This is a genomic window from Aquamicrobium soli, assembly GCF_042646345.1.
Classification (GTDB): domain Bacteria; phylum Pseudomonadota; class Alphaproteobacteria; order Rhizobiales; family Rhizobiaceae; genus Mesorhizobium; species Mesorhizobium soli_A.
Genome location: NZ_JBHRTK010000012.1, coordinates 329,390 through 355,438, shown reverse-complemented (window position 1 = coordinate 355,438; position 26,049 = coordinate 329,390). Strand labels below are relative to the sequence as shown.

The 26,049-nt window shown below is 66.6% G+C and carries 32 protein-coding genes and 1 other RNA gene; 17 read left to right on the top strand and 16 right to left on the bottom strand.

Annotated elements, in window-relative coordinates:
- Positions 1-9: 9 nt before the first annotated feature.
- Positions 10-1,140, bottom strand: a complete 1,131-nt coding sequence (locus tag ACFOHJ_RS11295) for a D-alanyl-D-alanine carboxypeptidase family protein (protein WP_378220602.1) — start codon at positions 1,138-1,140, stop codon at positions 10-12.
- A gap of 225 nt (positions 1,141-1,365) precedes the next feature.
- On the opposite strand from ACFOHJ_RS11295, the gene ACFOHJ_RS11290 reads away from it, so the two are divergent.
- Together ACFOHJ_RS11290 and ACFOHJ_RS11285 are read left to right on the top strand one after the other, a co-directional pair.
- Complete coding sequence (locus tag ACFOHJ_RS11290; protein ID WP_378220601.1) at positions 1,366-2,529, top strand: M20 aminoacylase family protein; 1,164 nt, start codon at positions 1,366-1,368, stop codon at positions 2,527-2,529.
- Between the two features lie 493 nt (positions 2,530-3,022).
- Positions 3,023-3,271, top strand: coding sequence for a DUF6074 family protein (locus ACFOHJ_RS11285; protein WP_378220600.1), 249 nt, complete (start codon positions 3,023-3,025; stop codon positions 3,269-3,271).
- Between the two features lie 21 nt (positions 3,272-3,292).
- Here ACFOHJ_RS11285 and ACFOHJ_RS11280 read toward each other — a convergent pair whose 3' ends face one another.
- The 6 genes from ACFOHJ_RS11280 to ACFOHJ_RS11255 all read right to left on the bottom strand — a co-directional run bounded on the left by ACFOHJ_RS11280 (position 3,293) and on the right by ACFOHJ_RS11255 (position 7,284).
- On the bottom strand, positions 3,293-4,480 hold the full coding sequence (locus tag ACFOHJ_RS11280; protein ID WP_378220599.1) for a vWA domain-containing protein: 1,188 nt from the start codon (positions 4,478-4,480) through the stop codon (positions 3,293-3,295).
- Positions 4,480-4,890, bottom strand: a complete 411-nt coding sequence (locus tag ACFOHJ_RS11275; protein ID WP_378220598.1) for a DUF6691 family protein — start codon at positions 4,888-4,890, stop codon at positions 4,480-4,482. Before ACFOHJ_RS11275 ends, ACFOHJ_RS11280 begins: the two co-directional genes overlap by 1 nt.
- A gap of 10 nt (positions 4,891-4,900) precedes the next feature.
- Complete coding sequence (locus tag ACFOHJ_RS11270) at positions 4,901-5,320, bottom strand: YeeE/YedE family protein (RefSeq protein WP_378220597.1); 420 nt, start codon at positions 5,318-5,320, stop codon at positions 4,901-4,903.
- 15 nt (positions 5,321-5,335) lie between these two features.
- On the bottom strand, positions 5,336-5,782 hold the full coding sequence (locus ACFOHJ_RS11265; protein ID WP_378220596.1) for a GNAT family N-acetyltransferase: 447 nt from the start codon (positions 5,780-5,782) through the stop codon (positions 5,336-5,338).
- A 98-nt stretch (positions 5,783-5,880) separates the two neighbouring features.
- Positions 5,881-6,420, bottom strand: coding sequence for a hypothetical protein (locus ACFOHJ_RS11260; protein WP_378220595.1), 540 nt, complete (start codon positions 6,418-6,420; stop codon positions 5,881-5,883).
- Positions 6,421-6,444: 24 nt separating this feature from the next.
- Positions 6,445-7,284: an AAA family ATPase gene (locus ACFOHJ_RS11255; RefSeq protein WP_378220594.1), complete on the bottom strand. Its 840-nt coding sequence runs from the start codon at positions 7,282-7,284 to the stop codon at positions 6,445-6,447.
- Positions 7,285-7,418: 134 nt separating this feature from the next.
- Here ACFOHJ_RS11255 and ssrS point away from each other — a divergent pair.
- The 4 genes from ssrS (at position 7,419) to ACFOHJ_RS11235 (ending at position 10,006) form a co-directional block, all read left to right on the top strand.
- Positions 7,419-7,573: non-coding RNA, 6S RNA (ssrS, locus tag ACFOHJ_RS11250), on the top strand.
- A 106-nt stretch (positions 7,574-7,679) separates the two neighbouring features.
- Entirely contained in the window at positions 7,680-8,267 is a 588-nt protein-coding gene (locus ACFOHJ_RS11245; protein ID WP_378220593.1) for a 5-formyltetrahydrofolate cyclo-ligase, read from the top strand.
- 62 nt (positions 8,268-8,329) lie between these two features.
- Entirely contained in the window at positions 8,330-9,151 is an 822-nt protein-coding gene (locus ACFOHJ_RS11240) for a TIGR00282 family metallophosphoesterase (RefSeq protein WP_378220592.1), read from the top strand.
- 99 nt (positions 9,152-9,250) lie between these two features.
- Positions 9,251-10,006 carry a TerC family protein gene (locus ACFOHJ_RS11235; protein ID WP_378221539.1) on the top strand — a complete coding sequence of 252 codons (756 nt, stop codon included), beginning with the start codon at positions 9,251-9,253 and terminating at the stop codon, positions 10,004-10,006.
- Positions 10,007-10,039: 33 nt separating this feature from the next.
- On the opposite strand, the gene ACFOHJ_RS11230 is transcribed toward ACFOHJ_RS11235, so the two are convergent.
- Positions 10,040-10,525, bottom strand: a complete 486-nt coding sequence (locus ACFOHJ_RS11230) for an SRPBCC domain-containing protein (RefSeq protein WP_378220591.1) — start codon at positions 10,523-10,525, stop codon at positions 10,040-10,042.
- 53 nt (positions 10,526-10,578) lie between these two features.
- On the opposite strand from ACFOHJ_RS11230, the gene ACFOHJ_RS11225 reads away from it, so the two are divergent.
- From ACFOHJ_RS11225 to ACFOHJ_RS11215, 3 genes are all read left to right on the top strand, one after another.
- Positions 10,579-10,902 carry an ArsR/SmtB family transcription factor gene (locus ACFOHJ_RS11225; protein WP_378220590.1) on the top strand — a complete coding sequence of 108 codons (324 nt, stop codon included), beginning with the start codon at positions 10,579-10,581 and terminating at the stop codon, positions 10,900-10,902.
- Positions 10,903-11,045: 143 nt separating this feature from the next.
- The gene (locus tag ACFOHJ_RS11220) at positions 11,046-11,795 is read left to right on the top strand and encodes a YebC/PmpR family DNA-binding transcriptional regulator (RefSeq protein ID WP_378220589.1); all 750 of its coding nucleotides are present in this window, start codon (positions 11,046-11,048) and stop codon (positions 11,793-11,795) included.
- 48 nt (positions 11,796-11,843) lie between these two features.
- Positions 11,844-13,085: an MFS transporter gene (locus tag ACFOHJ_RS11215; protein ID WP_378220588.1), complete on the top strand. Its 1,242-nt coding sequence runs from the start codon at positions 11,844-11,846 to the stop codon at positions 13,083-13,085.
- 7 nt (positions 13,086-13,092) lie between these two features.
- On the opposite strand, the gene ACFOHJ_RS11210 is transcribed toward ACFOHJ_RS11215, so the two are convergent.
- The 6 genes from ACFOHJ_RS11210 to hemC all read right to left on the bottom strand — a co-directional run bounded on the left by ACFOHJ_RS11210 (position 13,093) and on the right by hemC (position 19,180).
- The gene (locus ACFOHJ_RS11210; protein WP_378220587.1) at positions 13,093-13,806 is read right to left on the bottom strand and encodes a glutamine amidotransferase; all 714 of its coding nucleotides are present in this window, start codon (positions 13,804-13,806) and stop codon (positions 13,093-13,095) included.
- Positions 13,807-13,841: 35 nt separating this feature from the next.
- A complete protein-coding gene (locus ACFOHJ_RS11205) occupies positions 13,842-14,309 on the bottom strand; it encodes a tellurite resistance TerB family protein (RefSeq protein ID WP_378220586.1) in 468 nt (155 codons plus the stop codon).
- Between the two features lie 49 nt (positions 14,310-14,358).
- Positions 14,359-15,936, bottom strand: coding sequence for a heme biosynthesis protein HemY (locus tag ACFOHJ_RS11200; protein WP_378220585.1), 1,578 nt, complete (start codon positions 15,934-15,936; stop codon positions 14,359-14,361).
- Between the two features lie 5 nt (positions 15,937-15,941).
- Positions 15,942-17,282, bottom strand: coding sequence for a COG4223 family protein (locus ACFOHJ_RS11195; RefSeq protein WP_378220584.1), 1,341 nt, complete (start codon positions 17,280-17,282; stop codon positions 15,942-15,944).
- Positions 17,283-17,386: 104 nt separating this feature from the next.
- Positions 17,387-18,253, bottom strand: coding sequence for a uroporphyrinogen-III synthase (locus tag ACFOHJ_RS11190; protein ID WP_378220583.1), 867 nt, complete (start codon positions 18,251-18,253; stop codon positions 17,387-17,389).
- Positions 18,254-19,180 carry a hydroxymethylbilane synthase gene (gene hemC, locus ACFOHJ_RS11185; protein ID WP_378220582.1) on the bottom strand — a complete coding sequence of 309 codons (927 nt, stop codon included), beginning with the start codon at positions 19,178-19,180 and terminating at the stop codon, positions 18,254-18,256.
- A 94-nt stretch (positions 19,181-19,274) separates the two neighbouring features.
- Between hemC and tsaD the strand changes: the two genes are divergently transcribed.
- From tsaD to ACFOHJ_RS11160, 5 genes are read left to right on the top strand one after another with little or no spacing between them, the layout of a single operon-like run.
- Positions 19,275-20,360 (top strand): tRNA (adenosine(37)-N6)-threonylcarbamoyltransferase complex transferase subunit TsaD, encoded by a 1,086-nt coding sequence (gene tsaD / locus ACFOHJ_RS11180; RefSeq protein WP_378221537.1) that lies wholly within the window; start codon positions 19,275-19,277, stop codon positions 20,358-20,360.
- A complete protein-coding gene (locus tag ACFOHJ_RS11175; RefSeq protein ID WP_378220581.1) occupies positions 20,357-21,352 on the top strand; it encodes an NAD(P)H-dependent glycerol-3-phosphate dehydrogenase in 996 nt (331 codons plus the stop codon). The genes tsaD and ACFOHJ_RS11175 overlap by 4 nt, the downstream gene beginning before the upstream one ends.
- 19 nt (positions 21,353-21,371) lie before the next feature.
- Positions 21,372-21,668, top strand: coding sequence for a YciI-like protein (locus tag ACFOHJ_RS11170; protein WP_378220580.1), 297 nt, complete (start codon positions 21,372-21,374; stop codon positions 21,666-21,668).
- Between the two features lie 23 nt (positions 21,669-21,691).
- Positions 21,692-22,117 (top strand): EVE domain-containing protein, encoded by a 426-nt coding sequence (locus ACFOHJ_RS11165; RefSeq protein ID WP_378220579.1) that lies wholly within the window; start codon positions 21,692-21,694, stop codon positions 22,115-22,117.
- Positions 22,114-22,770 (top strand): class I SAM-dependent methyltransferase, encoded by a 657-nt coding sequence (locus ACFOHJ_RS11160; RefSeq protein WP_378221536.1) that lies wholly within the window; start codon positions 22,114-22,116, stop codon positions 22,768-22,770. Before ACFOHJ_RS11165 ends, ACFOHJ_RS11160 begins: the two co-directional genes overlap by 4 nt.
- Positions 22,771-22,783: 13 nt before the next feature.
- On the opposite strand, the gene ACFOHJ_RS11155 is transcribed toward ACFOHJ_RS11160, so the two are convergent.
- Complete coding sequence (locus tag ACFOHJ_RS11155; RefSeq protein WP_378220578.1) at positions 22,784-23,701, bottom strand: LysR substrate-binding domain-containing protein; 918 nt, start codon at positions 23,699-23,701, stop codon at positions 22,784-22,786.
- Between the two features lie 133 nt (positions 23,702-23,834).
- Here ACFOHJ_RS11155 and ACFOHJ_RS11150 point away from each other — a divergent pair, with 133 nt between their 5' ends.
- Positions 23,835-24,086 carry a hypothetical protein gene (locus ACFOHJ_RS11150; RefSeq protein WP_378220577.1) on the top strand — a complete coding sequence of 84 codons (252 nt, stop codon included), beginning with the start codon at positions 23,835-23,837 and terminating at the stop codon, positions 24,084-24,086.
- Between the two features lie 3 nt (positions 24,087-24,089).
- On the opposite strand, the gene ACFOHJ_RS11145 is transcribed toward ACFOHJ_RS11150, so the two are convergent.
- Entirely contained in the window at positions 24,090-24,626 is a 537-nt protein-coding gene (locus ACFOHJ_RS11145) for a L,D-transpeptidase family protein (protein ID WP_378221534.1), read from the bottom strand.
- A 143-nt stretch (positions 24,627-24,769) separates the two neighbouring features.
- On the opposite strand from ACFOHJ_RS11145, the gene ACFOHJ_RS11140 reads away from it, so the two are divergent.
- Both ACFOHJ_RS11140 and ACFOHJ_RS11135 read left to right on the top strand, forming a co-directional pair.
- The gene (locus tag ACFOHJ_RS11140; RefSeq protein ID WP_378220576.1) at positions 24,770-25,453 is read left to right on the top strand and encodes a response regulator transcription factor; all 684 of its coding nucleotides are present in this window, start codon (positions 24,770-24,772) and stop codon (positions 25,451-25,453) included.
- A 140-nt stretch (positions 25,454-25,593) separates the two neighbouring features.
- A complete protein-coding gene (locus ACFOHJ_RS11135) occupies positions 25,594-26,046 on the top strand; it encodes a cyclic nucleotide-binding domain-containing protein (protein ID WP_378220575.1) in 453 nt (150 codons plus the stop codon).
- The last annotated feature ends 3 nt before the right edge of the window (positions 26,047-26,049 follow it).

Below are 26,049 nucleotides of genomic sequence, written 5' to 3'. Positions count from 1 at the left end.
GGTCGTGGCCTACTGGTCGCCCTCGGCCGTCGCCGTGGTGCCGGCGAACGGCGCCGGCCTGTCCGGCCGCCACGTCGGCACCGGCACGTCGGCATATTCGACACGGCCGATCATCGCCTTCGGCAGCGGCCCGGTAGCGCCGCCGAGACCGACCGCGACCAGCGTCGGGGCGGCAAGCTTCACCTGATAGGGCGACTTCGGCTTGTTCTTGCCTGCTTCGTCCTTGCCGCCTTCCACCGAGGCTTCCGACTGCGCCGGCTTCTTCTCGCAGATTTCGGCCCGCATGCTGTGCGTCATCGTCGGATCGCCATAGCTCGGCAGCGTCGCCACCGTGAGCGGTCCCGGCTGCGTGGCGAAGCCGCGGTCGAGCAGGCTGGCCACCTTTTCCGCCCGCGCCAGGCCGGACGACTCGCCCAGCACCACGGCCACCACCGTGCGTCCGCCGCGCGTCGCCGAACCGATCAGGTTGAAGCCCGATTCGCACACGAAGCCGGTCTTCATGCCGTCGGCACCGGGATAACGGCCGACCAGGAGGTTGTAGTTCGGGATCGAATTCTTGCCGACCGCCAGTCCCTCGATGCGGAACCAGGGCGCATATTGCGGGAACTCCTTGCGGATCGCCGTCACCAGCAAGGCGAGGTCGCGCGCGGTGGTGTACTGCTGCGGCGAAAATAGCCCGTTGGGATTGACGAAGTGCGAGCCGGTCATGCCCAGGCGCCGCGCTTCCGCGTTCATGCGCTGCGCGAACTCCGCCTGCGAGCCGCCGATATTCTCGCCGATCGCCATGGCGATATCGTTGGCGGACTTCACCAGCATCATCTTCATGGCGTTGTCGAGCCGCAGCACCGAACCCGCCTTGTAGCCCATCTTGGCCGGCGGCTCGGCCGCGGCGTGGCGGCTTATCTTGATCGGCGAATCGAGCTGCACCTCGCCGGCATCGATCGCGCGGAAAGTCACATAAGCCGTCATCAGCTTGGACAGCGAGGCCGGATACCAGCGCTGGAACGCGTCCTGCTGCTCGATGATCCGGCCGGTGTCGAGGTCGAACAGCATGGTCGGATTGGCGCGGGCCGGGGCGTAAAGCAACGGCAGCACGGCGCCGACGGCACAAAGCAATTTCAGGAAGTGTTTAGCAGGCATGATGGTATCCGAAATCGCCTCTTGCCGTCATCGTCGCACTTTCCGTAAGCTTTGCAAACCGGCAGCACCACGGGGCCGGCGGTCCGGTCGATCTGTCCGGCGCTGTTTGGCCCCGGTGCTATTTAGCCTATGTGACGGTAACATGGCAAAGCGCCGAAGGGTCACAATGCGGCGCTCCGGCCCGCGAGGCCGGGGTCGAAGGGAAGTCAACAGCGAGAGTCCGTCATGCCAATCCTGAACCGCGCCGCCGAAATGCAGCAGGAAATCGCCGGCTGGCGCCGGCACCTGCACCAGAATCCGGAGCTCAATTTCGACGTCTTCAAGACGGCGGCCTTCGTCGCCGAGAAGCTGAAGGAGTTCGGCTGCGACGAAGTGGCGACGGGCATCGGCAGGACCGGGGTGGTCGGCGTCATACGCGGCCGGCTGGGGCAGGGGCCGGCCATCGGCCTGCGCGCCGACATGGACGCGCTGCCGATCAACGAAATCACCGGCAAGCCCTACGCCTCGACAACCCCCAACACGATGCACGCCTGCGGCCATGACGGCCACACCGCCATGCTTCTCGGCGCCGCCAAATACCTTGCCGAAACGCGCAATTTCGCCGGCTCGGTCGCCGTCATCTTCCAGCCTGCCGAGGAAGGCGGCGGCGGCGGCAACGAAATGGTCAAGGACGGCATGATGGACCGGTTCGGGATCGAAAAGGTGTTCGGCATGCACAACATGCCGAGCCTGCCCGTCGGCCATTTCGCCATCCGCCCCGGCCCGATCATGGCGGCGACGGCCGAGTTCACCATCCGCGTCAAGGGCCGCGGCGGCCATGCGGCGATGCCGAACACCACCATCGACCCGATCGTGATCGCCAGCCACCTTGTCGCCGCGCTGCAGACCATCCCCTCGCGCAACGCCGATCCGGTCGAGGCGCTGGTGGTATCGGTGACGAAGTTCCACGCGGGCGACGCCTACAACGTCATCCCCGAGGAGGCTGAGATCGCCGGCACCGTGCGCACGCTGAAGAAGGAAGTAGCGAATCTGGCCGAAAAGCGCATGCGCGAAATCTGTGCCGGCCTCGCCGCAACCTACTGCGCCGAAATCGCCGTCGACTACGACGCCAACTACCCGGTGACCTTCAACCACGCCGAAGAGACCGCCTTCGCCAGCGACGTCGCGGCTTCCGTCGCCGGCGAGGCGCAGGTGATCCGCGCCATGCCGCCGGTCATGGGCGGCGAGGATTTCTCCTACATGCTGGAAGCAAGGCCCGGCGCCTTCATCTTCATCGGCAACGGCGAAAGCGCCAGCCTTCACCACCCCGCCTACGACTTCAACGACGAGGTGATCCCGCATGGCATCAGCTACTGGGTGAAGATCGCCGAGACAGCCTTGGCGGCCTGATGCGGCGCGGCCGACCGGCGGCATTTTTCGGATGATTTCTGCCGAGAAGGTTGGTACAGGTCGGCCAAGTCCACGTAGCTCAGTCGGATAGAGCACAGGATTCCTATTGAATTGGGCGCTGCGCGCGGAAACGGCGCAGCGGATCTGCTCAAAGTCGGGGAAAGCTCACGTTGCTTCGGCAGCCTGCCAATCCCGAGCCAAGCCCGGTGAGAGCCGGGAAGGTGTAGAGACTGGACGGGCAGCACCTTAAGGCCTTACGGCCCATGGTGAAGGGACAGTCCAGACCACGAACGCCGCCCGACCGGGTGGCGGCGGCGAAAGCCGAAGTGGGATGAATCCTGGGGTCGCAGGTTCGAATCCTGCCGTGGACACCATTTTGGCAACCGCTGCCGGGTCACGGCGTGCGCAGCCTTCAGACAAAACTTCTCGCACCGGCGCAAAGCGTGCGCCCGCGTTTACGCTCCGTAAACCATGACTGGCCGACCTTGCCGGCATGGCACACCTGATTCCCTTCCCCCTTGGTTCCCGCACCGCGCTTGTCCGCTCCATGGTGGACGATCTGGAATGCGTGCATGGTCCGGCCGCGAACGCGTTCTGGCGCGCCCGCATCGCCGAAATCGTCGCCGGCATGCGTGCCGACGGGCTGGAGGACGCCGCGATCCGGGAGGAAATCCTCAACCTCCAGGACGCCATCCAGGCGGAATTGTGCGAGCGCGTCGCGCTGGCCAAGAGCCGGGCATAGGGCGGCATCGCCGCCACCCTGTCAGTGCTTTCGCGACAACTGCCGGGTTGCGGCTTCCAGGCCGGCCAGCGTCAGCCCGAACATGCGGTTGCCGAAGATCTCGCGGATCATGCCGGTGGAATGCGTGTAGCCCCAGTGCTTTTCCGGCACCGGGTTCAGCCACACCGCATGCGGCCACTGCGCCAGCATGCGCGACAGCCAGACGCTGCCGGCTTCCTGGTTCCAGTGCTCCACCGAGCCGCCCGGCTGCACGATCTCATAGGGGCTCATCGCGGCATCGCCGACGAACACCGCCTTGTAGTCCGGTCCGTATTTGTGGATCAGGTCGAAGGTCGGAACGATTTCGAAACGGCGGCGATTGTCCTTCCAGACGCCCTCGTAGACGCAGTTGTGGAAGTAGAAGAAATCGAGCTGGCGAAATTCGGCTTTGGCGGCCGAAAACAGCTCCTCCACCACCCGGATGTGATCATCCATCGAGCCGCCGACATCGAGGAACATCAACAGCTTCACCGCGTTGCGCCGCTCGGGCCGCGTCCTGACGTCGAGATAGCCGTGCTCGGCGGTGGCGTGGATGGTGCCGGAGAGGTCGAACTCTTCCTGCGCGCCCTCGCGTACCCAGCGGCGCAGGCGCTTCAGCGCTACCTTGATGTTGCGGGTGCCGAGTTCGACCGTGTCGTCGAAATTCCTGAACTCGCGCTTGTCCCACACCTTGACCGCGCGGCGGTTGCGGCTTTCATGCTGGCCGATGCGGATGCCTTCCGGGTTATAGCCATAGGCGCCGAAGGGCGAGGTGCCGCCGGTGCCGATCCATTTCGAGCCGCCCTGGTGACGCCCCTTCTGCTCCTCCAGCCGCGCCTTGAGCGTCTCCATCAGCCTGTCGAAGCCGCCGAGCGCCTCGACCAGCTTCTTCTCTTCCTCGCTGAGGTGCTTTTCGGCGAGCCGCCGCAGCCATTCCTCGGGGAGCGCGGCGACATCGACGCCCTCCTGCCCGCCGATCGCCTCCACCCCCTTGAAGACATGGGCGAAGACCTGATCGAAACGGTCGATATGGCGCTCGTCCTTCACCAGCGCCGCGCGGGCGAGGTAGTAAAAACCCTCGATGTCGTAGTCGACCAGCCCGGTTTGCAGCCCTTCCAGCAGCGACAGGTATTCGCGCAGCGAAACCGGAATCTTCGCCGCTTTCAATTCGAGGAAGAACGGGATGAACATCAGCGGGCGGTGGCGAGCTTCGCCACGAGCACGCCCGCGCCCATGGCGGGAATGAACAGCAGCGTGCCGGCCTCGCCCAGCCCCAGCGCGGTCAGGGCAGGGCCTGGGCAGAATCCGCCAAGGCCCCAGCCGATGCCGAACAGCGCAGCGCCTGCGAGAAGCCGACCGTCGATCCCGCGCCGTACCGGCAGCTGGAATTTGTCGGACAGGACGGGCCGCGGCTTTCTCAGCACGAACCGGTAGCCGATGAAGGTGGTCACTGCCGCTCCGCCCATGACGAACAGCAGCGAAGGGTCCCACGTGCCAGCAACATCGAGGAAGTTCAGGATTTTCGCCGGATCGGCCATGCCCGAAACGACGAGGCCGATCCCGAACAGCAGGCCGAGCAGCAGATTGACGACAAGGGACATGATGCGCGCCTCACAGCATATGGCGAATAACGAAGACGGTGGCGATGGCCGTGGCCATGAACGTCGCCGTGGCGGCCAGCGAGCGGCCCGAAAGGCGCGCCAGCCCGCAGACGCCATGGCCGCTGGTGCAGCCGCTGCCGAGCACGCTGCCGAAGCCGACCAGCAACCCGGCCGCCAGCATGACCGCGACATTGGACGAAACCGTCTGCAACACCGGCGTCCCGGAAACCAGCATCACGACGAACGGGGCGGCGACCAGTCCGGTCACGAACGCCAGCCGTGGCGGCACGCCGCCCGAATAGGGCGGCAGCAGCCGGGAGACGATGCCGCTGATGCCGGCGATGCGGCCCTCCAGGGCCATCAGCAGCACCGCGCTGATCCCGATGAGAATGCCCCCTATCAGGGAGGCGACGGGCGTGAATTCAGTCATCCAAGTTCTCTGCCGTCACAAGAGATCGTATTCGATGAAGCCGGTCCGCCGCGCCACGCGGTCGTAGAGCTTTCGGGCGGCGGCGTTGGTCTCGTGCGTCATCCAATAGACGTTGGTGACGCCGATTTTCGCCGCCTCCTGCCGCACCGCCTCGATGAGGGCAGCACCCACGCCCTTGCCGCGCGCCTCGGGGTCGGCGAACAGGTCCTGCAAATAGCAGTTGTTGACCAGCGACCAGCCGGAGCGGTGATAGAGATAGTGCGTCAGGCCGACCGCCTTGCCGTCCAGATGCGCGATAAAGCCCTTCGGCTCGAACTCGCCGCCGCTGAACAGCCGCTCCCAGGTGGCCGCATAGACCTCTTCCGGCAGCTTCGTCTTGTAGAAGTCGAGATAGGCGCTCCACAGGCGCCGCCAGTCGGCGTGGTCGACCTGTTCGAGAGGACGGATGGCGATGGCGGTCATGGCAACGAATGCTCCCGGTGGACGGTAAGCGCAATGTCGCGATGCAGCCACGTTGCGCAAGGGCCAGGCTGTAAAAAGAATTGATGCCTGCGGCGGCGCTACGCGCCGCTGCTCCAAACCCGTCGGAAGGCGAAGCCGGACAGCCCCGAAGCGCGGATGGCGGCCACGGCATCGCCGGTCAGATAGACATCGCCGCGGGGCATCTGCCTCAGCTTGAAGATCGGGCCGGCTTGCGCGATGGAGGGCAGGAATTCGTGCCGCGTTATATCCAGTATGTCCGGCCCCGGCGAAAAGCGCACGATCCCGGACCGTGCTTCGTCCAGCACGTCGGCGAGATGGTGGACGTGAGCGTAGTATAGCCGCCGATAGGGCGTGCCACTGACCGGCACGTATTGGACGGCGTCACCGAACAGAGCCCGTAGCCGGTCGCGGGCCACAGGTTTGAGGACAAGGCCGTGGCTTCCCATCCACGGAGCGTCCACCTGCTCGCGCAGTTCATGGTCGTCCTCGGTGATATGGGTGGCGCGGATCGGTCGTTGCCACCACGGGATACGACGGGGTCCCGCTCCGAGCATCTTTTCCAGTTCGCGGGAGTGCCCCGCGACGACCCATTCGCCACCACCGGGGGGAATTGGCACGAAGACGTCCATTGGCGCCGAATTTTATCCCTGCCGCCGCGCCATGAAGGCGAGGCGTTCAAACAGATGCACGTCCTGCTCGTTCTTCAACAGCGCGCCATGCAGCTTCGGCAGCGCGCTCTTGGCATCGGCGCGCAGATCCTCCGGCGCGATGTCGTCGGCGACCAGCAGCCGGATCCAGTCGAGCGCTTCCGAGGTCGACGGCTTCTTCTTCAGGCCGGGAACTTCCCGGATTTCGTAGAACCGGGTCAGCGCCGCGCGCACGAGATTCTGCTTGATGTCCGGATAATGCACCTCGACGATGCGGTGCAGCGTCTCCACGTCGGGAAAGCGGATGTAGTGGAAGAAGCAGCGGCGCAGGAAAGCGTCGGGCAGTTCCTTCTCGTTGTTGGAGGTGATGATGACGATGGGCCGCACGGCGGCGCGGATCGTCTCGCCGGTCTCGTAGACGAAGAACTCCATTTTATCGAGTTCCTGCAACAAGTCGTTGGGAAACTCGATATCGGCCTTGTCGATCTCGTCGATCAGCAGAACGACCTTCCTGCCGGCCGCGAAGGCCTCCCACAATTTGCCGCGCTTGATGTAGTTGCCGATGTCGTTGAAGCGCTCGTCGCCGAGCTGGCTGTCGCGCAAGCGCGACACCGCGTCGTATTCATAGAGCCCCTGCTGCGCCTTGGTGGTGGACTTGATGTTCCATTCGATGAGGTCGAGCCCGAGCGCCATCGCCACCTGCCTCGCAAGCTCCGTCTTGCCGGTGCCCGGCTCGCCCTTGACCAGCAGCGGCCGCTCCAGCGCGATCGCCGCATTCACCGCCACCATCAGATCCTTGTCGGCGACATAGGCCGCCGTGCCTTCGAAGCGCATTCTTTTCTTCCCGTTTGTCGAGCGAACCTATGAAGGCCGGGCAGCCGGCGCAAGGGCCGGAAACCTCTGCGCCATGAAGCCACGGAAGCGATCGCCATCTGGCGCAACCGCCGCGACAGGCCTATATTGGCGGCGACGGTCTGTGCCTCGCGGCAGGAGTTCATATTCCCCGGGGCCTTATTGATCCCTAGGGAGCTGTCCCTGTCCAGACCCGTGGGTTTGGGCACACGGCGCCCACCTACTTTGTAGGTTCCCGGGATCGCTTCTCCACCGGTTGCATGGATCGTCACTCCTCCCGATTTTCGTGACGGCGGCACGCGGGCAATCCCGCGGCGACATTTCCGACGTCGCTTCCGGACCTTCCCTTCGCGCCAATCCTTGCTACCTTTGCGCGCATGACCTCGCCTAAGGAACTGAAGCAGCATTTCCGCAAAGAGGCGCTGGCGCGCCGCGACAAACTCGACCCGGTATGGCGCATCGAGCAGGCGCTGCATATCGCCGAGACCCTGTCGGCGGGCATCGCCGTCGAGCCCGGCCAGGTGGTGTCCGGCTACTGGCCGATGCGCTCGGAGGTCGACGTGCGCCCGCTGCTTTATTCCCTGGCCGAGCGGCGCGCGCGGCTCTGCCTGCCGGCCATCCTCGACAAGACCACGATGGTGTTTCGCGAACTGGTGCGCGGCGCGCCGCTGGTCGCGATGGGATTCGGCACCTTCGGTCCCGATGCGACGGCGGAAGTCCTCGACCCCGCCGTCATGCTGGTGCCGCTCGCCGCCTTCGACGCGCGCGGCCACCGCATCGGCTATGGCGGCGGCTTCTACGACCGGGCCATCGAGCGGCTCCTCGATGCCGGCAAGCCGCCCCACCTGATCGGCATCGCCTTCGACTGCCAGGAGGTCGAGCGCGTCCCGGAAGAGCCGCACGACGTCATGCTGGCGGAGATCCTGACCGAAAGCGGCTTGCGCCGCTTCCCGCCACGGCCTTAGATACCTTTCTTTGTCACGCATGATCTTTGGCGAAAAGTCATGCAGCTTTTCGGGATCATGGCATGCGACTTCTCTTCCTCGGCGATATGGTGGGCAGGACCGGGCGCACGGCGGTGCAGGAGCAGCTGCCGGGGCTGATTTCCGACTTCAAGCTGGATTTCGTCATCGTCAACGGCGAGAACGCGGCCGGCGGCTTCGGCATCACGGAAGAGATTTTCCAGGCGACGATCGGCGCCGGCGCCGATGTCGTCACCACCGGCAACCATGTCTGGGACAATCGTGATGCCCTGAACTTCGCCCCGCGCGAGCAGCGCTTCCTGCGCCCCTCCAATTTCCCGAAGGGCACGCCGGGCAAGGGCTCGGGCGTCTACATGGCCAGGAACGGGGCCCGCGTGCTGGTCGCCAACATCATGGGCCGGGTGTTCATGCATCCCGAACTGGACGATCCGTTCCAGGCCGGCGAACGGGAGCTTGCAGCCTGCCCGCTCGGCGAGCAGGCCGATGCCGCCGTCGTCGATTTCCACGCCGAGGCGACCTCGGAAAAGATGTGCTTCGCGCATTTCGTCGACGGCCGCGTGTCGCTCGTCGTCGGCACGCACACGCACCAGCCGACCGCCGACCACCAGATCCTCAACGGCGGCACCGCCTATATCTCGGACGCCGGTATGTGCGGCGACTACGATTCCTCGCTCGGCATGGACAAGGACGAGCCGCTCAACCGCTTCCTCTCGAAAGTGCCGAAAGGCCGCTTCGAGGCGGCCAACGGACCCGCCACCCTGTGCGGCGTCGGCGTCGACATTTCCGACCGCACCGGCCTGGCCGAACGGATCGCGCCGTTCCGTCGCGGGCCGAGGCTCGAGGAGACGGCTCCCTCCTTCTGGTAGCGCCGCCTGAAAATTTCGGCGCCCGGTGGTTGAAGAAGAAAAAAGCGCGCCTATTTCGGTTGAAATTCCAGGACCCGCCGCAGCAGGAACGCCGCCATGATGCCGATGATCGACTTTCTGGCGCCGCACTTCGCCTTTGTCGGCGATCCGACCGCCTGGGTGGCGCTGGCGACGCTGGTCGTGCTCGAAATCGTTCTCGGCATCGACAACCTGATCTTCATCTCGATCCTGACCAACAAGCTGCCGGAAGCGCAGCGCAAGCCGGCCCGCCGGCTCGGCATCTCGGCGGCGCTCATCATGCGCCTGGTCCTGCTCGCCACCATCTCCTTCATCGTGCAGCTGACCGAACCGGTGTTCTCCGCCTTCGGCCACGGCTTTTCATGGCGCGACATGATCCTCGTCGCGGGCGGCCTGTTTCTGGTCTGGAAGGCGACCAAGGAAATCCATCACACCGTCGATCCGGCCGATCATGAGGGGCCGCTTCTCGGCAAGACGCTGCAATTGTCGCTCGGCGGCGCCATCTTCCAGATATTGCTGCTCGATCTCGTCTTCTCGATCGATTCCATCATCACCGCCGTCGGCATGACCGACGAGATCGCCATCATGTACATCGCCGTCATCGTCGCGGTGTCGGTGATGATGCTGGCGGCCACCCCGCTGGCCGACTTCATCGCCAGGAACCCCAGCATCGTCATGCTGGCGCTCGGCTTCCTGCTGATGATCGGCATGACGCTGATCGCCGACGGCATGGGCTTCCACGTGCCGAAAGGCTACATCTACGCCGCGATGGGTTTCTCGGCGCTGGTGGAAGCGCTCAACATGCTGGCGCGCAACCGCAAGGCGAAGCGCGGCTGACGCCGGCGAGAGCCGTCCCGCCGCGACGCGCGGTCATTTCCGGTCGGGATCGGTCGGCAGTTCGCCGCGCATCTCGCTCGGATAGAAGCCTTCGCGCAGGTTGATGCCGTATTCGACATAGGCCTTCATGCAGGACAGCATCTGCGCCCAGCCCTCGCAGTTCATGTAGGAGTTCTTGCGGCCGGTCTCATCCTCACGCCAGCCGGACTCGGCGATGGTGACGAAGGTGCCGCCATAGTCCAGCGCCTCGAAATCCATCTCGATGCGGGTCTTGTAGGCGGGCTTGCCGGCCTCGTCGGTGGCGTCCCAGCGCAGCACGATGCGCTTTTGCGGCACCACCTCGTCGACCTCGACCGGAACCGCGCCCCACCAGGTCACCGTGGTGCCCGCCACCAGCGGCGCGCTGGCCCCCTTGATGGTGGTGAAGTAGCCGGAAAGCTTCTTCGGGTTGACGACGGCGTCGAACACATCCGCGACCGGCCTGCCGATACGGCCGGAAACCCTGATCCCGATAGTCATATCCACAGCCTCCTTGCTTGATTTGCGCAAACCTTATGTTATAAAAACATAACATGTCAAGCGAAACCCAGGACGACCGTGTTTTCAAGGCCTTGGCCCATCCGCGCCGGCGCGCGATGCTGGACGAATTGAAGGACGGCCCGAAGACGACCGGCGCATTGTGCGAGACCTTCTCCGACATGGACCGCTGCACGGTGATGCAGCATCTCAAGGTGCTGGAGGAAGCCGCGCTCGTGGTCGCCAGGCGCGAGGGGCGGGAGCGCTGGAACCATCTCGACGCGCTGCCCATCAAGCGCATCCACGACCGATGGATCGGCGAATACGCCGCCCATGCCGTCAGCATCCTCGATCGGCTGAAGGCCGACCTCGAAGGTTGATCGCCCCTGGCCCCTCGACCTGCTGGACGAATTGAGCCGATTTATCTATAAGCCACGCCATTATCGAAACACCTCGGAATGTCCCTGTGCGCCCTTCCGCCGGCGCCCGACAGCCCGACCGCCGCGAAGACGACAGGAGTCCCATGGCCGGCCATTCACAGTTCAAGAACATCATGCACCGCAAGGGCCGTCAGGACGCGGTGAAGTCGAAGCTGTTTTCCAAGCTGGCGCGCGAAATCACTGTCGCCGCCAAGATGGGAACGCCCGACCCGGCGATGAACCCGCGCCTCAGGCTCGCCGTGCAGGCAGCCAAGGCGGAATCGATGCCGAAGGACAACATCCAGCGCGCCATCAACAAGGCCGCCGGCGGCGATACCGAGAACTACGAGGAAGTGCGCTACGAGGGCTACGGCCCCGGCGGCGTCGCGCTGATCGTGGAAGCGCTGACCGACAACCGCAACCGCTCCGCCTCCAACGTGCGCGCCGCCTTCACCAAGGCGGGCGGGGCGCTCGGCGAAACCGGCTCGGTGTCGTTCATGTGGGACCGCGTCGGCGAGATCTACTATCCGGCCTCCGCCGGCAGCGCCGACAAGCTGATGGATGCGGCCATCGAGGCCGGCGCCGACGACGTCGAGTCCGACGAGGAAGGCCACACCGTCTACTGTGCCTTCGAGGCGCTCGGCGAGGTGTCGAAGGCGCTGGAGACAGCCCTTGGCGAGGCCGAAACCGTCAAGACCATCTGGAAGCCGAAGAACAACGTGCCGGTGGACGAGGAGCGCGCGCAATCGCTGATGAAGCTGGTCGCCACGCTGGAGGACGACGACGACGTGCAGAACGTCTACGCCAATTTCGAAGTCGACGACGAAACGCTGGCCAAGCTCAGCGCCGCATGAGTGGCGCAGCCACCATCACCGCCTCGCCGGACGGCGGCTAGCCGACGCATGGCCGCCCTTGGCGAGACGCCCGCGGCCGAGCGCTATGCGGCCTTCCGGCACCGGCCGTTCCTGAGCTACTGGGCGGCCCGCTTCCTCGGCAATTTCTCCACCCAGATCGTCTCGGTCGCCGTCGGCTGGCAGATGTACGATCTGACCCGGGACCCGTTCGATCTCGGCCTGGTCGGTATCGTCCAGTTCCTGCCTTCCCTGCTCCTGGTGCTGGTCACTGGCGTCACCGCCGACCGCTTCGGCCGCCGCCTGATCATGGCCAGCGCGCTCGGGGTGGAAGCGGCCTGCGCCGCCGCCCTGCTCGCGCTCACCTTGCATGGCGGCATGGGGCCGCTGCCAATCTTCGCGGTGCTCGCCCTGTTCGGGGTCGCCCGCGCCTTCTACGGCCCCGCCTCCTCCTCGCTGTTCGCCAACCTGGTGCCGCCGGAGGACTTCGCCAACGCCATCGCCTGGAACTCGTCGGCGTGGCAGATGGCGACCATCATCGGGCCGGTGGCCGGCGGGCTGCTCTACGGCCTGTCGGCCGAGGCCGCCTATGCGACGGCGGCCATCCTGATGGTGATCGCCGCCGGACTGATCTTCACCATCCCGAAGCCGGCGCAGCGCGGCGAAACTTCCCGCCCGACGCTGCAAACCCTGTTCGCCGGCTTCAGCTACATCCGCGGCGAGAAGGTCGTGCTCGGCGCCATCTCGCTCGATCTGTTCGCGGTGCTCCTGTCCGGCGCGACGGCGCTGCTACCGGTCTATGCGCGCGACATCCTCGAACTCGGCCCATGGGGCCTCGGCCTGCTGCGCTCGGCTCCCGGCATCGGCGCCATCTGCGTGGCGGTCTGGCTCGCCGGCCATCCGATCCGCAACCACGCCGGAGCGACCATGCTCGGCTTCGTCGGCCTGTTCGGCGTCGTCACCGTGGTATTCGGCCTCTCCACCGTCACCTGGCTGTCGATCCTGGCGCTGACGCTGCTCGGCGCAACCGACATGTTCAGCGTCTATGTGCGCGAAACCCTGATCCAGCTATGGACGCCGGATGCGGTGCGCGGGCGCGTCAACGCGGTGAACCAGGTGTTCGTCGGCGCCTCCAACGAACTGGGCGAATTCCGCGCCGGCGCCATGGCCGCCCTCATCGGCACGGTGCCCGCGGTAGTGGTCGGCGGGATCGGAGCGGTCGCGGTCGCCGGCCTGTGGGCCTGGCTGTTCCCGGCGCTGCGCAAGGTGCAACACCTGGACGGCCGCCACTGAATTACCCTCAGCGCGGCATCGGCCTGCCGAAGACGGTCGTCAGGAACTCGCCCAGCCAGCGCTTGAGCTGCATGTCCCAGACCAGCCGCCCGCCCAGATGCTCGCGGCCGAGCTGGGCGCCGGGCAGCACGAAGCGATGCGCGCCGTGCACCACCCAGCGATGCATCATCATGCGCGTCAGTTCGGCATGGAACTGGATGCCCCAGGCGTTCTGGCCGTAGCGGAACGCCTGGTTCGGATAGGCCTGCGACCTGGCCAGAAGAACGGCGTCGCGCGGCAGCGAAAAGCCCTCGCGATGGAACTGGTAGACATGCTGCGGCCACGTCATCAGCCTGGCGCCCTCGTCGGTCGCCTCGAGCGGATACCAGCCGATCTCCACCAGGCCGTCGCCATGGCCCGCGACCTTGCCGCCAAGATGATTGACCAGCATCTGCGCGCCGAGGCAGATGCCGAGGAAGGGCCGGTTTTCCTTCAGCGGGACCGCCAGCCAGTCCGTCTCGCGGCGGACGAACTCGTCGCTGTCGTTGGCGCTCATCGGGCCGCCGAACATCACCGCGCCGGCATGATTCTCCAGCGTGCCGGGCAGCGGATCGCCAAGCGGCGGCCTTCGGATATCGAGATCGAACCCCGCCTCGACGAGCATCTGGCCGACACGCCCCGGGCTCGACGTTTCCTGATGCAGCACGATCAGAATCTGCGGCCGGTCAGTCGATATTGGCATGTTCCTGAAAAAGCCCCGAAATTCCTGCGCCCGGCCTAGTCGTCGCCGGCCACGTCCCCGCCCGCAGCCTTCTGCCGCGCCTCTATCCGGTCGCGCCGCTCGACATCGAGCAGTTCGGCGACGCGCCACACCACATTGTCTTCCAGTTCATGCAGTTCGCCGTCGGCGTAGACGATCTCCCACATCAGGCCGATGAAGGCCTTGCGCGCGTCGGCGTCGAGATGGCGCTTGAGCACGCTGGTGAAGGCATAGAGGTCGATCGCCTCATTGTCGGCCGCCTCGCCGGCCTTGGCCAAAGCATCGAGTTCATTTCCCACGACGCCGTAGGTCTTGGAAAGCACCGCCTTGAAGCGCGCCCACTCGACGTCCTGGCGAACGCCGTCGGCATCCATGACATGGTAGAGCAGGGCCGAGGCGGCCACGCGCGGGTCTTCCTCGCGCGCATCGTCATGCCCGCGCCCGCCGGGCAAGTCTCTCAGGAAGGACAATACGCGTTCGAACATCCGCTTCATCCCGATTCGCTACAGGATTTAGCGAATAAACGGATCACGATCAAAACAAACGAAAGCGATTGGCCGCTTTCTCCTGCATTTCCGCTTCGTCCGGGTCGATGCCGGGGTCGTCCGGAAGCCGCGTCGGCAGGCCCGGCGCTTCCTCCGCCTCCTCGGCCTCGGCGGGAGCGGCGGCACGTTCGGCCGCCGTCACCGGCGCCATGACCCCTGCGCCCTCGTCCTCGCCGGCATCCACCGTCGCGAGCGACGGTTTCGGCGCCGCCGGCCTCACCGGCGCGGCGAGCACCGGCGCGCCGGCTTCCGCTTCATCGCTTTCGATCAACTGGCCGAGCCGTTCCACCGGCGCCCGCCACTCGAAGGCATCGAGGCGGCCGGTGACCGGCGAAACCGGCGCCCAGCGTTCCGAAACCAGGCCATCGGCCACCCATGCCGGATCGCGCGGCGCGCGCACGGCCTTGGCCAGCAACTGCCGCACCTTGCCCTGGTCGCCGGTCTCGGCTTCCTCGATATCGGCCAGGAGCAGATAGGCGCCCTCGCGCCGGTCGATGCGGATCGCCGCTTCCGCCGAGCGGCGGGCCTCGTCGAACTCCTGCGCATCGAGCGCGGCACGCGCCACGGCCATCGCCGATTCGGCGTTGTTCTTCCTCAAATCCTGCAGTTTGCGGGCGCGGTGCAGGCGATCCAGCGCGGCATCGCCGGGGCGGGCGTGAAGATAGAGGTCGGCGATCTCGGGATGCGGCTCGGCCTTCCACGCCGCTTCGAGGATTTTCGAGCCCTTGCGCACATCGTTGTTGCGAAACAGCGCCCTGGCCGCCATCGCCGCCGCCGGCACGAAACCGGGCCGCAACCGGTTGGCCTCCAGCGCTGCCGCCCGCGCCGCGTCGGGATCGCTGTCGAACAACGACTGCGCCTTGGCGGCAAGCAGCACCGAGCGCCGGTTGTTGGCGGTTTCGTGGTCGATCTGGCGCGTCGACTTCTGCGCGCCGACCAGCTTCAGCGCACCGTCCCAGTCGCCGGCGCGCGCCAGGTCCTCCAGCGTCGATTCGGCCGCCCAGCCGAGTTGCGGCGCCGCCTGCGCCGCGCGCCCGGCATAATGGCGGGCGGCATTGCGGTCGCCCAGCCGCTCCGCCTCCAGGTAGAGGCCGCGCAGGCCGAGAAGCCGCATTTCGGGATCGTCGAGCATCGCCTCGAAGCGGTTGCGCGCCGCCTCATGGTCGCCTTCGAGCAGGGAAGCCTGCGCCTCCAGCAGATGGATCAGCGGCTCCTGGTCGGCGTTGATCAGCTTGGCCGCTTCCTTGGCCTTGCGGCGCGCCAGCACGCCGTCGCCGGCGCCGGCGGCGATCATGCCGGTCGACAGCGCCTGGTAGCCGCGATCGCGGCGGCGCACGCGGAAGTGCCGGGCAAGCGCATAGGGGCTGTTCCAGATCGACCGGACCAACCACCACACGATCATCACCGCCGCGACGACCGCAACCACGGCCACCGCCGCCACCATCAGGCTCAGTTCGTAGCGATAGCCGTTGAAGGTAACCACCATGTCGCCCGGCCGGTCCGCCAGCCAGGCGAAGCCGAGACCGAGGGCAAAGACCACGGCGAGGAAGGTAAGAATGCGGATCATCGGCGTCACGCTTTCATGGCATCGGCGACGAGCGCATCGATGGCGGCCTCGACGTCGAGCCGCGCCTTCAACTGGCCGGCGAAATCGGCCCCGGCCGCTTTCACCGCATCGGGCAGGCTGTCATATTCGGCGATCGCCCGGGCATAGTCGCCCTCCTCGACCGCCGCTTCGAGCCGAGCCACCGTCTCGGGCACGCCCGACCCGGAAACCGCGCCGACCGGGCGCACCTTCACCAGTTTCTCGGCGCTCGCCATCAGGCTCTGGAAAAAGCCGGCGTTCTCGTCTACCGGCGTGGCGGCGTCGATCATGGCGGAGGCGGCCGCCGCCACGCCCGAAGCGATCGCGGCGCGGATCGGCACGCCCTTTTCCGCATAGGGCCGCAACACGGCGAGCTGCGGCGCATCCGGCGCGACCGCGGCAAAGGTTTCGAGCTCGGAGGAGAACGGGCCGCCGCGATCCAGCGCCGCCTTCAGCGCCGCGGCGGCGATGGAAAGCGCGATTTTCGGTTGCGAGGCCTGCGCCTCGACCTTGGCCGAAAGGCTCGACACCGACTGTTCGAGCGCGCCGAGACGGGCCTGCCGCTCGTCGGCGGCATCGGCCACGCCCTTGATCTGGCCATCGAGCGCGGCAAGCTTGTCGTTGAGCGGCGCCAAGTCGGCCGCGCTCGGGCCGCCGTCCTTTTGCAATCCGGAAACGCCGGTTTCCACCGCCGCCATCTTGTCGCGCAGCTCGCCGAGCGCCTGCGCGGCGTCGGCCTGCCCGGTCTTCAGCGCCCCGACATCGGTCTTGACCTGCTCCAGCGCGTCGGAGAGCATTTTCACCCGCGCCATCGCTTCGCCGCCCTTTTCGGTATTCGACAGCGTGTCCATCTGCGTCTTCAGCGCCGAGATCCGGCTGTTGACGCTATCGAGCGAAGCCGTGGAGCCGCCGAGGAAGCCGGCATAATGCAGGCCGGCAGCGCCCGCCAGAACGATGAGACCGCCGGCAAGGCCGGCCGCGATCGGGCCGAGACCCCCGCGTTCCGGCCGGGGAAGATCGGCCGGCGCGCGGCCGTCCTCGTCGCCGTCGGCCGCCGGCCTGGGCGGCAAATCGTCGAAAGCGGAACTTGCGGCAGGTGGTTCCTGCGCGGGTGCGGCGGTCTCTTCGCTTTTCTCCGCTTCGGCGCGCGCCTCGTCGGCTGCGGGCGTCTCTTCGCCCTGCACAACCGCCTCGGGGCTCTCGGACGCGGCGGCCTCCGCCTCGTCGGCCTGCGGATCGGTCACGCGCGATACCTCGCCGGGCCCAAGTTCGATGGTCACCGGCTCGCGCTGGCTCTTCGAGTGTCGCGTCTTCGGTGTCTTGACCATGCCTGGCTCCGCTTTTTTCGCTTCGTCTCGACCGCTCCGGCTCGTGACCGGTCTACCATACCTCTGTCGGGTGAAAAGGGGCGGCGTATTGGCGCGCCCGTGGCTCAGGGCGACAGAAGACGGAACAAGGCTTCTTCGTTCGGTTCCCGGCTGACACGAATCCGATCTCCTGCAACGGTAGCGAGGGCGCCTGCGACGCGACTGGACAGGCAGGCAAATGTAGCGTTCCCGAGCAGGGGGACAAGCGCCGGCCGGCCGGCGAACGCCGCCATCGCCTCGGCCGCCTTGGCGGAATAGAGCAGCACCGCATCCACGGGTCGTCCGTCAAGGCACGCCGCCACCGCTTTGTCGTCATGCGGCAGCACCACCGTATCGTAGGTTTCGACCGGGAAAACCCGCACGCCGGCAGCCCGCAACTTCTGCTCGAAACCGGAAAACCTTACCCGCCCGCACAGATAAACGAGGCCTTGCCCGGTAAGCGCAACCGCGATCTCGCCGGCCAGCGCTTCCGCATTGCCCGGCCCTGCCCGTACAGCCGAAAAACCCGCCCTGCGCGCCGCCTGCGCGGTCTTTTCGCCCACCGCATGGCAGGGCAGGTGCGCCAGCGCCGCCACCAGTTCCGGCGGCGCATGAAGGATCGCGTTGGCGCTCGTCACGGCAACCGCCAACGCCGTACCCCCACCCCTAACCCCTCCCCACAAGGGGGAGGGGGATTCTGCGGGTGTATCACGGCGGTCTGCACCGGCGATCTTAGGGAAAATTGGGGTGCCCGTGTTCCCCTCCCCCTTGTGGGGAGGGGTTAGGGGTGGGGGTCTTCCAGCACCCGGCAAAACCAGACGGTCCATCGCAACCGGCAGCGCAATGGTGTGCGTCAGCGGCAAAAGCACCGGCTCGAATCCCAGCGTCGCCAGACGTTTCGCCGTGCGTGCGGCACCCGGTTCCGGCCTCGTCACCAGAACACGGCGTGCCATTCATTGCCACCAGTCGAAGAAGTTCTCGCCGGCCCGCGCCCGCACCTCCGCGCCGGCCTCCGCGCCGATGCGGGCGGCATCCGCCGCCGGACCTTGCGCCGCCACCGTATGCGACTGCGTTCCGTCCGGCGTGATGATCAGGCCGTTGAACGACAGCTCGTCGCCGGCAAGCGTGGCATAGCCCGCGATCGGCGTCCGGCAGGAGCCGTCCAGCGCGGCGAGGAAAGCACGCTCGCAAGCCAGCGCCCGCCCGGTCGGTTCATGGTGGATGGCGGCCAGCAGCGCCCCGACCGCCTCGTCGCCGATACGGCTTTCGATGCAGATCGCGCCCTGCCCCGGCGCCGGCGGAAACGCCTCCACCGGCATGATTTCGGTGGCGACATGCGAAAGCCCCAACCGGTTGAGGCCGGCCAGCGCCAGCATGGTGCCCTCGGCGACGCCTTCTTCCAGCTTGCGCAGCCGCGTCTGCACGTTGCCGCGAAACAGCACCACGTCGAGGTCCGGCCGCATGCGGCGGATCAGCGCCTGCCGGCGCAGCGAAGACGAGCCGAGCCTGACCCCCTGCGGCAGGTCCATGATCGACTTCACCGTCCTGCCAATGAAGGCGTCGCGCACGTCCTCGCGCGGCAGGAAGGCGGAAAGCTCCAACCCGTCCGGCAATTGCGTCGGCATGTCCTTGGAGGAATGCACGGCGATGTCGATGCGGCCATCGAACAGGGCGTCCTCCAGTTCCTTGGTGAACAGCCCCTTGCCGCCGGCTTCCGCCAGCGCACGGTCCTGGATATTGTCGCCGGTGGTGGCGATCGGCACGATCGCAAAAGCTTCTTCCGGCAGGCCATGGGCCGCCATCAGCCTCGAGCGCGCCTCCTGCGCCTGCGCCATCGCCAGCAGGCTGGCGCGAGTCCCGATTTTCAATGGTGTTTGCATAGCGCTCGGTCCGTGATACCCCCCGGTCAGCAGGGCGTGCTATTCCTACCGGGGATCGGACCCCCGCACAATCTTGAAGGCCAGCGACCAATTGATCCGCGTTCTGGGCATTGAAACGAGTTGCGACGAGACGGCGGCCAGCGTGGTCGCGCTCGACGCCGATTCGGCGCCGGAAATCCTGGCGAACGTCGTGTTCAGCCAGATCGAGGAACATGCGGTCTTCGGCGGTGTCGTGCCCGAGATCGCCGCGCGCGCCCATGTCGAGGCGCTGGACGGCATCATCGAGGCGGCCCTCGCCGATTCCGGCACGTCGCTCGACGACATCGACGCCGTCGCCGCCACCGCCGGCCCGGGTCTTGTCGGCGGGCTGATCGTCGGGCTGATGACGGCCAAGGCGATCGCCGCCGCCGCCGGCAAGACGCTGATCGCGGTCAACCATCTGGAAGGCCACGCGCTGACGGCGCGGCTGACCGACAATGTCGCTTTCCCCTATCTGTTGCTGCTGGTGTCGGGCGGCCATACCCAGATCGTGCTGGTGCGCGGCGTCGGCGACTACCAGCGCTGGGCGACGACGATCGACGACGCGCTGGGCGAAGCCTTCGACAAGACGGCGAAGATGCTCGGCCTGCCCTATCCCGGCGGCCCCAACGTGGAAAAGGCGGCCAGAAACGGCGACGCCACCCATTTCGCCTTTCCCCGCCCGATGAAGGGCTCGGCGCAGCCGGACTTCTCCTTCTCCGGCCTGAAAACCGCCGTGCGGCAGGCGGCCAGCGCCATCGCGCCGCTCGGCGAGCAGGACGTGGCCGACATCTGCGCCTCGTTCCAGGCCGCCGTCTCCGACGCGCTGGCCGACCGGGTTTCCCGCGCGCTGAAGCGGTTTCGCGAAACCTTCCCGGACGAGGCACAGCCGACGCTGGTGGTGGCGGGCGGGGTCGCGGCCAATGCCGAGATCAAGGCGACACTGCACACGCTGTGCGCCCGACACGGCTTCGCCTTCGTCGCGCCGCCGCTCAAACTGTGCTCCGACAATGCCGCGATGATCGCCTGGGCCGGCATCGAGCGGTTGCGCGCCGATCTCGGCCACGAGGACGCCTTCGATTTCGCGCCGCGTTCGCGCTGGCCGCTGGACGGCGTGTCGGCGCCCGTGGTCGGCTCCGGAAGGCGGGGGGCCAAGGCATGACGCAGGACAGGCAGTGGCAGGTCGCCGTGCTCGGCGCCGGCGCCTGGGGCACGGCGCTGGCGCTGGCCATGCTGCGGGCCGGCCACGCCGTGCGGCTGTGGGCGCGCGAGGAAAAATCCGTCGCCGCCCTCAATCGCGGCGAAAATCCGGCCTATCTGCCCGGCATCGCGCTGGCCCCCGGCATCGCGGCGACCACCGACATGGCGGCGGCGCTGGCCGGCGCGGATTGCGTGCTGGCGGTGACGCCGGCGCAATCGCTGCGCAGTGTGCTTGCCTCGGCGCGGCCGCTCATGCCGAAAGGCGTTCCGCTGGTGCTGTGCGCCAAGGGCATCGAGCGCGACACCGGCGCGCTGCTTTCCACCATCGCGGCCGAGGCGCTGCCGGAGAACCCGATCGCCACGCTTTCCGGGCCGAGTTTCGCCACCGATGTCGCCAAGGGCCTGCCGACGGCAGTTGTGGTCGCAGCCCGCAGCGAGGAACTGGCGGCCGACCTCGCGGCCCGCTTTTCCGCCGAGAACCTGCGCTGCTATTCGAGCGACGACCTCGTCGGCGTCGAGATCGGCGGCGCGTTGAAGAACGTCTTCGCCATCGCCGCCGGCGCGGTGACGGGCGCGGGGCTTGGGGCCAGCGCCCAGGCGGCCATGGTGACGCGCGGCTTCGTCGAACTTCGGCGCATAGGCGCAGCCCTCGGCGCGAAGCCGGAAACGCTGATGGGCCTGTCGGGGCTGGGCGACCTCCTGCTCACCTGCTCGTCCGCCCAGTCGCGCAATTTCGCCTATGGGCTGGCGCTCGGACGCCACGAGGAACTGGCCGGCCGGCCGCTCGCCGAAGGCGTGCCGACGGCGGCGATCGCCGCGCGCATCGCGGCCGATCACGCGATCGACGCACCGATCATCGCCGCCGTCGCCGCGATCCTCGACGGCACGCTCACCATCCGCGAAGCGGTGGCGGCGCTGATGACGCGGCCGCTCAAGACCGAAAACGAAATCTGAAAATCGACTGGAGAACGAATTGCTGTTTGCCCTGATCTGCACCGACAAGCCCGGAAAACTGCAGTTGCGCGCCGATACCCGGCCCGAGCACCTGGCCCATCTGCAGGCGCTGAACGACGACAACAAGCTGGCCTTCGCCGGGCCGTTCCTGTGCGCCGAGGGCAAGCCGAACGGCAGCATGGTGGTGCTCGATGCGCCCGACATGGAAGCCGCCCGGGCTTTGGCCGACGCCGACCCCTATGCCAAGGCCGGGCTGTTCGAAAAGGTCGAGATCCGGCAGTGGAACTGGGGCATCAACAACCCGGCCAACGGCTGAGACGAAGGACGGCGGGGCGTAAAATGAATTACTGGCTGTTCAAGTCCGAACCGGACGTCTTTTCCTTCGACATGCTCAAGGCCAAGGGCAAAGCCGGCGAGCAGTGGGACGGCGTGCGCAACTACCAGGCGCGCAACAACATGCGCGCCATGAAGATCGGTGACCTCGGCTTCTTCTACCACTCCAATATCGGCCTCGAGGCGGTCGGCATCGTCGAGGTCTGTGCGCTCGCCCACCACGACACCACCACCGACGACCCGCGCTGGGAATGCGTCGACATCCGCGCCGTGCGCGACCTGCCGAAGCCGGTAAAACTCTCCGACGTGAAGGCCAACCCGAAACTCGCCAAGATGTCGCTGGTCACCTCGATGCGGCTTTCCGTGCAGCCGGTTCTGGAGGACGAGTGGCGGGAAGTCTGCCGCATGGCCGGCCTCCACCCCGCGCCCTGATGGCCCTGTCGCCGGCCACGGCGGAAAAGTTCATAGCGGACAACACCGCGCTGGTGAGGCCGCCGCACGTGCCGGAAATCCGCCTGCACCTGGCTCACGAGGCGCACGAACTGTGGCTGCGCACCGAGGAGGAACTGGCCGAGATCGGCCTGCCGCCGCCCTTCTGGGCCTTCGCCTGGGCCGGCGGGCAGGGACTTGCCCGCTACGTGCTGGACCATCCGGAAACGGTCCGGGACAGGCACGTCCTCGATTTCGCCTCCGGTTCCGGCCTCGTCGCCATCGCGGCGGCGATGGCCGGCGCGGCGGGCACGGTCGCGGCCGACATCGACCCGTTCTGCGAGGCCGCCATCCGGCTGAACACGAACGCCAACGGCGTGTCCGTGACCTTCACCGGCAACGACCTGATCGGCAGCGACCAGGGCTGGGACGTGGTGCTGGCCGGCGATGTCTTTTACGACGCCTCGTTTGCCGGACGGCTGGTTCCCTGGTTCGAGACGCTGGCCGCGCGCGGGGCAACGATCCTGGTCGGCGACCCCGGCCGCTCCTACCTTCCTCGGACCGGGCTGGAAAAGCTGGCGGTCTACGAGGTGCCGGTCACCCGTGCGCTGGAGGATTCCGACGTGAAGCGCACCACCGTCTGGCGCTTCGGCTGACGGCCGCCGCAGGTCAGGTCTGCGTCTTCGCCGCTTCCGCCAAAATCCAGTCGCGAAAGGCAACGATGCGCGGATCGGCGGCGGCTCCCTGCGGATAGACGAGGAAATAAGCGAACTCCGGCGCGATCCTGAGGCTGAGTTCGAGCGGCCGCACCAGGCGGCCTTCCGCCAGGTCGCCGGCGACCATGGCGAATTCCGCCAGCACGACGGCGCTGCCTTCGAGCGCGGCCTGCACCAGTTCGGAAGAAGTGCCGAAGACGACGGTACGACCGTCATCGAAATCGTCGACGCCGGCGGCGGCCATCCACATGCGCCAGTTCGGCCAGACGATGCCCTGCTGCTCCCATTCGATATGCGCCAGCGTATAGCGGAGTAGGTCACGCGGCTCCCTGACCGGCGAATCCGGCCGCAGCAGCGCCGGGCTGCATACGGGACCGATCTCGTTGTCGAACAGCCGGTGCGCGGCAAGGCCGGCATATTTGCCGCCGCCGAAACGCACCCCGACATCGACGTCGTCCTGCTCGAAGTCGCGCAGGTCGGACGAGATGTCGAAGCGCAATTCGATATCAGGATGGGCCTCGCGGAAGGATTCGACCCGCCGCATCAGCCACTTGGCGGCGAACTGCGCGTCGGCGCTGACCCGCAGCTGGCTGGTGCCGCGCTCCATCCTGCGTGCGCGGGCGACCGCCCGGCCGAGCATGTCGAGCGCCTCGGCCGTGGCTTCCAGCACGAGTTCGCCCGCTTTCGTCGGCCGGATCGAGCGGCTGGTGCGGATGAACAGGACCAGCCCGAGCTGGTCCTCGATTTCCTTGATCTGGTAGCTGACCGCCGCCGGCGTCAGTCCAAGCTCGTCCGCCGCACGAGTGAAGTTGAGGTGGCGGCCCGCCGCTTCCAGCGTTCTCAGCGCACGTGTTCCGGGTGTCGGGTGCATTCTCATTCTTCAAGGGATACTTGATGATCCGGCAAGGATTACTCGTTTCCCCCTTTCCTTTCAATGGCTCATAGTTCCTTCACCACACAAACGGAAAGCCAGGCTTGATGCCTGGCATGAAAGGAACAAACCCATGGCCAGCTATATCCTGACCCCTTCGGTCCCAGTCTGGAAAAGGCTGCTCGATGTCCTCGTCGACCGCCGACCCGCCGCCCGAAACGCGCCTGCGGTGCCGCTTCGGGAGATCGAAGGATTGAGCGACAGCCTTCTCGAGGACATCGGCATCGACCCGCGCAGCGTGCCACGTCCCTCGCTCGAGGAAGCCGTCAGCCTCGGGCTGACCGAGCGCGGCTGGATACCGCCGAGGCGGCCCTACCGGCGCTGAGGTTCAGCGCACCACCTTCACGACCGTCCGGTCCGACAGGCGCGGCAGCAGCCACGCCATGGTCCGGGCGCTCACCGCCACGCAGCCCAGCGTCGGCGTATAGCCCGGCCGCGCCAGGTGGAAGAAGATGGCGCTGCCGCATCCCCTGCGGCGCGGGCGGATGTTCCAGTCCAGCACCAGGCAGACGTCGTAGAGGCGATCGTCGCGCCGCATGCGCTCGTGGCTGGCGCCGTAGGGGATCCTTACCGGCCGGTTGTAGTTGCGGTCGCCCGGCACCTCGCACCAGCCGAGATCGGCGCCGATCGGCGTCATCGCCAGCCGTGTGCGCCGGGCGCCGGCGAACTGGTCGTCGCGAAAATAGCCCTCCAAAATCCGCATCCCGGCCAGCGGCGTCGCGCCGTCGCCTTCGCGCTTGATGGCCGAGATTCCGCCGCGCCCGAGTGCGCAGGAAAACACCCGGTTGCCGGCCTGCAGCAGCCCTTGCGTGGGGTGCCCCGGCCGCGCGCGCACGGTGACGACGCCAAGACCTGTTGGCAAAATTGCACCGGAAGCATTGCAAGGCCGTTTTTTCAGGTATGATCGCGCCAAGGAACAAATCACCGTGATGGGCTGTTGTCCCAGTCAGCTTCCGCATAAACAGGCAGCGGTCAATTGAAATTCATTGAAAAACAACGGATTGATCCATGACATCACGCACAATTCTGATTGTCGACGACGATGAGGACCTGCGCGCGACGCTGGTCGAGCAGCTCTCGCTTTACGAGGAATTCGATATCGCGCAGGAAGCGAACGCCGCCAAGGGCATCGCCGCCGCGCGTGCCGGGCTGGTCGACCTGCTCATCATGGATGTCGGCCTGCCCGACATGGACGGCCGCGAGGCGGTGAAAATCCTGCGCAAGGGCGGCTACAAGGCCCCCATCATCATGCTGACCGGCCACGACACCGATTCCGACACCATCCTCGGGCTGGAAGCCGGCGCCAACGACTATGTCACCAAGCCGTTCCGCTTCGCCGTGCTGCTCGCCCGCATCCGCGCGCAACTGCGCCAGCACGAGCAGAGCGAGGACGCCACCTTCTCGGTCGGCCCCTACACCTTCAAGCCCAGCCAGAAGCTTCTGATCGACCAGCACGGCGCCAAGGTGCGGCTGACCGAAAAGGAGGCCTCCATCATCAAATATCTGTACCGCGCCGAGCAGAAGGTGGTAACGCGCGACGTGCTTCTGGAAGAAGTGTGGGGCTACAACTCGGGCGTCACCACGCACACGCTGGAAACCCACGTCTACCGCTTGCGCCAGAAAATCGAACGCGATCCCTCCAACGCCGAAATTCTCGTCACCGAAAGCGGCGGCTACAAACTGATTCCCTGATCGGGTAACCGCCGGGTAACCACGTTTGCTTCATATTTTATCCAAACGCGGTTCGGGGCGGGGCCGCATCGCACGACTAGCATGATCCGGCTCGGGACCATGGCACGGAAAGGGGACTGGCCTGACGGTTCGGGGACATTATGGCGCTGGATGACGATATCCGCACCCTTTCCGTGGTGGGGCTTTTCGAAAGCTTCACGCAGGAACAACTGCGTCTGCTCGCCTTCGGCGCGGAGGCGACGACGCTTGCCGCCGGCAAGAAACTCTATCGCGAGGACGACACCGCCGATTCGGCCTATGTCGTGGTTTCGGGAAGCTTCGTGCTCTACCGCGAGGGCGAGGAGCAGCGCATCATCGGCCGCGCCGGCCCCGGCGCCATCATGGGCGAACTGGCGCTGATCGCCGACACGAGGCGGCTGACCAGCGCTTCGGCCGAGACCGATTCGCAGGTGCTGCGGCTCAACCGCCAGATGTTTCGCCGCATCCTCGAAGAATATCCCGAACTGGCCGTCCAGCTTCACCATCGCATTTCCGAGGAATTCCAGTCGATGATCCGGCGCATCGAAGGTCTCGCGCCGCGCTTTTCGCGTTAGCGG

Bases quoted from the DNA above. Each gene is read 5' to 3' on its own strand.
- ACFOHJ_RS11295 (WP_378220602.1), bottom strand. From the start codon at position 1,140: ATGCCTGCTAAACACTTCCTGAAATTGCTTTGTGCCGTCGGCGCCGTG.
- ACFOHJ_RS11290 (WP_378220601.1), top strand. From the start codon at position 1,366: ATGCCAATCCTGAACCGCGCCGCCGAAATGCAGCAGGAAATCGCCGGC.
- ACFOHJ_RS11285 (WP_378220600.1), top strand. From the start codon at position 3,023: ATGGCACACCTGATTCCCTTCCCCCTTGGTTCCCGCACCGCGCTTGTC.
- ACFOHJ_RS11280 (WP_378220599.1), bottom strand. From the start codon at position 4,480: ATGTTCATCCCGTTCTTCCTCGAATTGAAAGCGGCGAAGATTCCGGTT.
- ACFOHJ_RS11275 (WP_378220598.1), bottom strand. From the start codon at position 4,890: ATGTCCCTTGTCGTCAATCTGCTGCTCGGCCTGCTGTTCGGGATCGGC.
- ACFOHJ_RS11270 (WP_378220597.1), bottom strand. From the start codon at position 5,320: ATGACTGAATTCACGCCCGTCGCCTCCCTGATAGGGGGCATTCTCATC.
- ACFOHJ_RS11265 (WP_378220596.1), bottom strand. From the start codon at position 5,782: ATGACCGCCATCGCCATCCGTCCTCTCGAACAGGTCGACCACGCCGAC.
- ACFOHJ_RS11255 (WP_378220594.1), bottom strand. From the start codon at position 7,284: ATGCGCTTCGAAGGCACGGCGGCCTATGTCGCCGACAAGGATCTGATG.
- ACFOHJ_RS11245 (WP_378220593.1), top strand. From the start codon at position 7,680: ATGACCTCGCCTAAGGAACTGAAGCAGCATTTCCGCAAAGAGGCGCTG.
- ACFOHJ_RS11240 (WP_378220592.1), top strand. From the start codon at position 8,330: ATGCGACTTCTCTTCCTCGGCGATATGGTGGGCAGGACCGGGCGCACG.
- ACFOHJ_RS11235 (WP_378221539.1), top strand. From the start codon at position 9,251: ATGCCGATGATCGACTTTCTGGCGCCGCACTTCGCCTTTGTCGGCGAT.
- ACFOHJ_RS11230 (WP_378220591.1), bottom strand. From the start codon at position 10,525: ATGACTATCGGGATCAGGGTTTCCGGCCGTATCGGCAGGCCGGTCGCG.
- ACFOHJ_RS11225 (WP_378220590.1), top strand. From the start codon at position 10,579: ATGTCAAGCGAAACCCAGGACGACCGTGTTTTCAAGGCCTTGGCCCAT.
- ACFOHJ_RS11220 (WP_378220589.1), top strand. From the start codon at position 11,046: ATGGCCGGCCATTCACAGTTCAAGAACATCATGCACCGCAAGGGCCGT.
- ACFOHJ_RS11215 (WP_378220588.1), top strand. From the start codon at position 11,844: ATGGCCGCCCTTGGCGAGACGCCCGCGGCCGAGCGCTATGCGGCCTTC.
- ACFOHJ_RS11210 (WP_378220587.1), bottom strand. From the start codon at position 13,806: ATGCCAATATCGACTGACCGGCCGCAGATTCTGATCGTGCTGCATCAG.
- ACFOHJ_RS11205 (WP_378220586.1), bottom strand. From the start codon at position 14,309: ATGTTCGAACGCGTATTGTCCTTCCTGAGAGACTTGCCCGGCGGGCGC.
- ACFOHJ_RS11200 (WP_378220585.1), bottom strand. From the start codon at position 15,936: ATGATCCGCATTCTTACCTTCCTCGCCGTGGTCTTTGCCCTCGGTCTC.
- ACFOHJ_RS11195 (WP_378220584.1), bottom strand. From the start codon at position 17,282: ATGGTCAAGACACCGAAGACGCGACACTCGAAGAGCCAGCGCGAGCCG.
- ACFOHJ_RS11190 (WP_378220583.1), bottom strand. From the start codon at position 18,253: ATGGCACGCCGTGTTCTGGTGACGAGGCCGGAACCGGGTGCCGCACGC.
- hemC (WP_378220582.1), bottom strand. From the start codon at position 19,180: ATGCAAACACCATTGAAAATCGGGACTCGCGCCAGCCTGCTGGCGATG.
- ACFOHJ_RS11175 (WP_378220581.1), top strand. From the start codon at position 20,357: ATGACGCAGGACAGGCAGTGGCAGGTCGCCGTGCTCGGCGCCGGCGCC.
- ACFOHJ_RS11165 (WP_378220579.1), top strand. From the start codon at position 21,692: ATGAATTACTGGCTGTTCAAGTCCGAACCGGACGTCTTTTCCTTCGAC.
- ACFOHJ_RS11155 (WP_378220578.1), bottom strand. From the start codon at position 23,701: ATGCACCCGACACCCGGAACACGTGCGCTGAGAACGCTGGAAGCGGCG.
- ACFOHJ_RS11150 (WP_378220577.1), top strand. From the start codon at position 23,835: ATGGCCAGCTATATCCTGACCCCTTCGGTCCCAGTCTGGAAAAGGCTG.
- ACFOHJ_RS11140 (WP_378220576.1), top strand. From the start codon at position 24,770: ATGACATCACGCACAATTCTGATTGTCGACGACGATGAGGACCTGCGC.
- ACFOHJ_RS11135 (WP_378220575.1), top strand. From the start codon at position 25,594: ATGGCGCTGGATGACGATATCCGCACCCTTTCCGTGGTGGGGCTTTTC.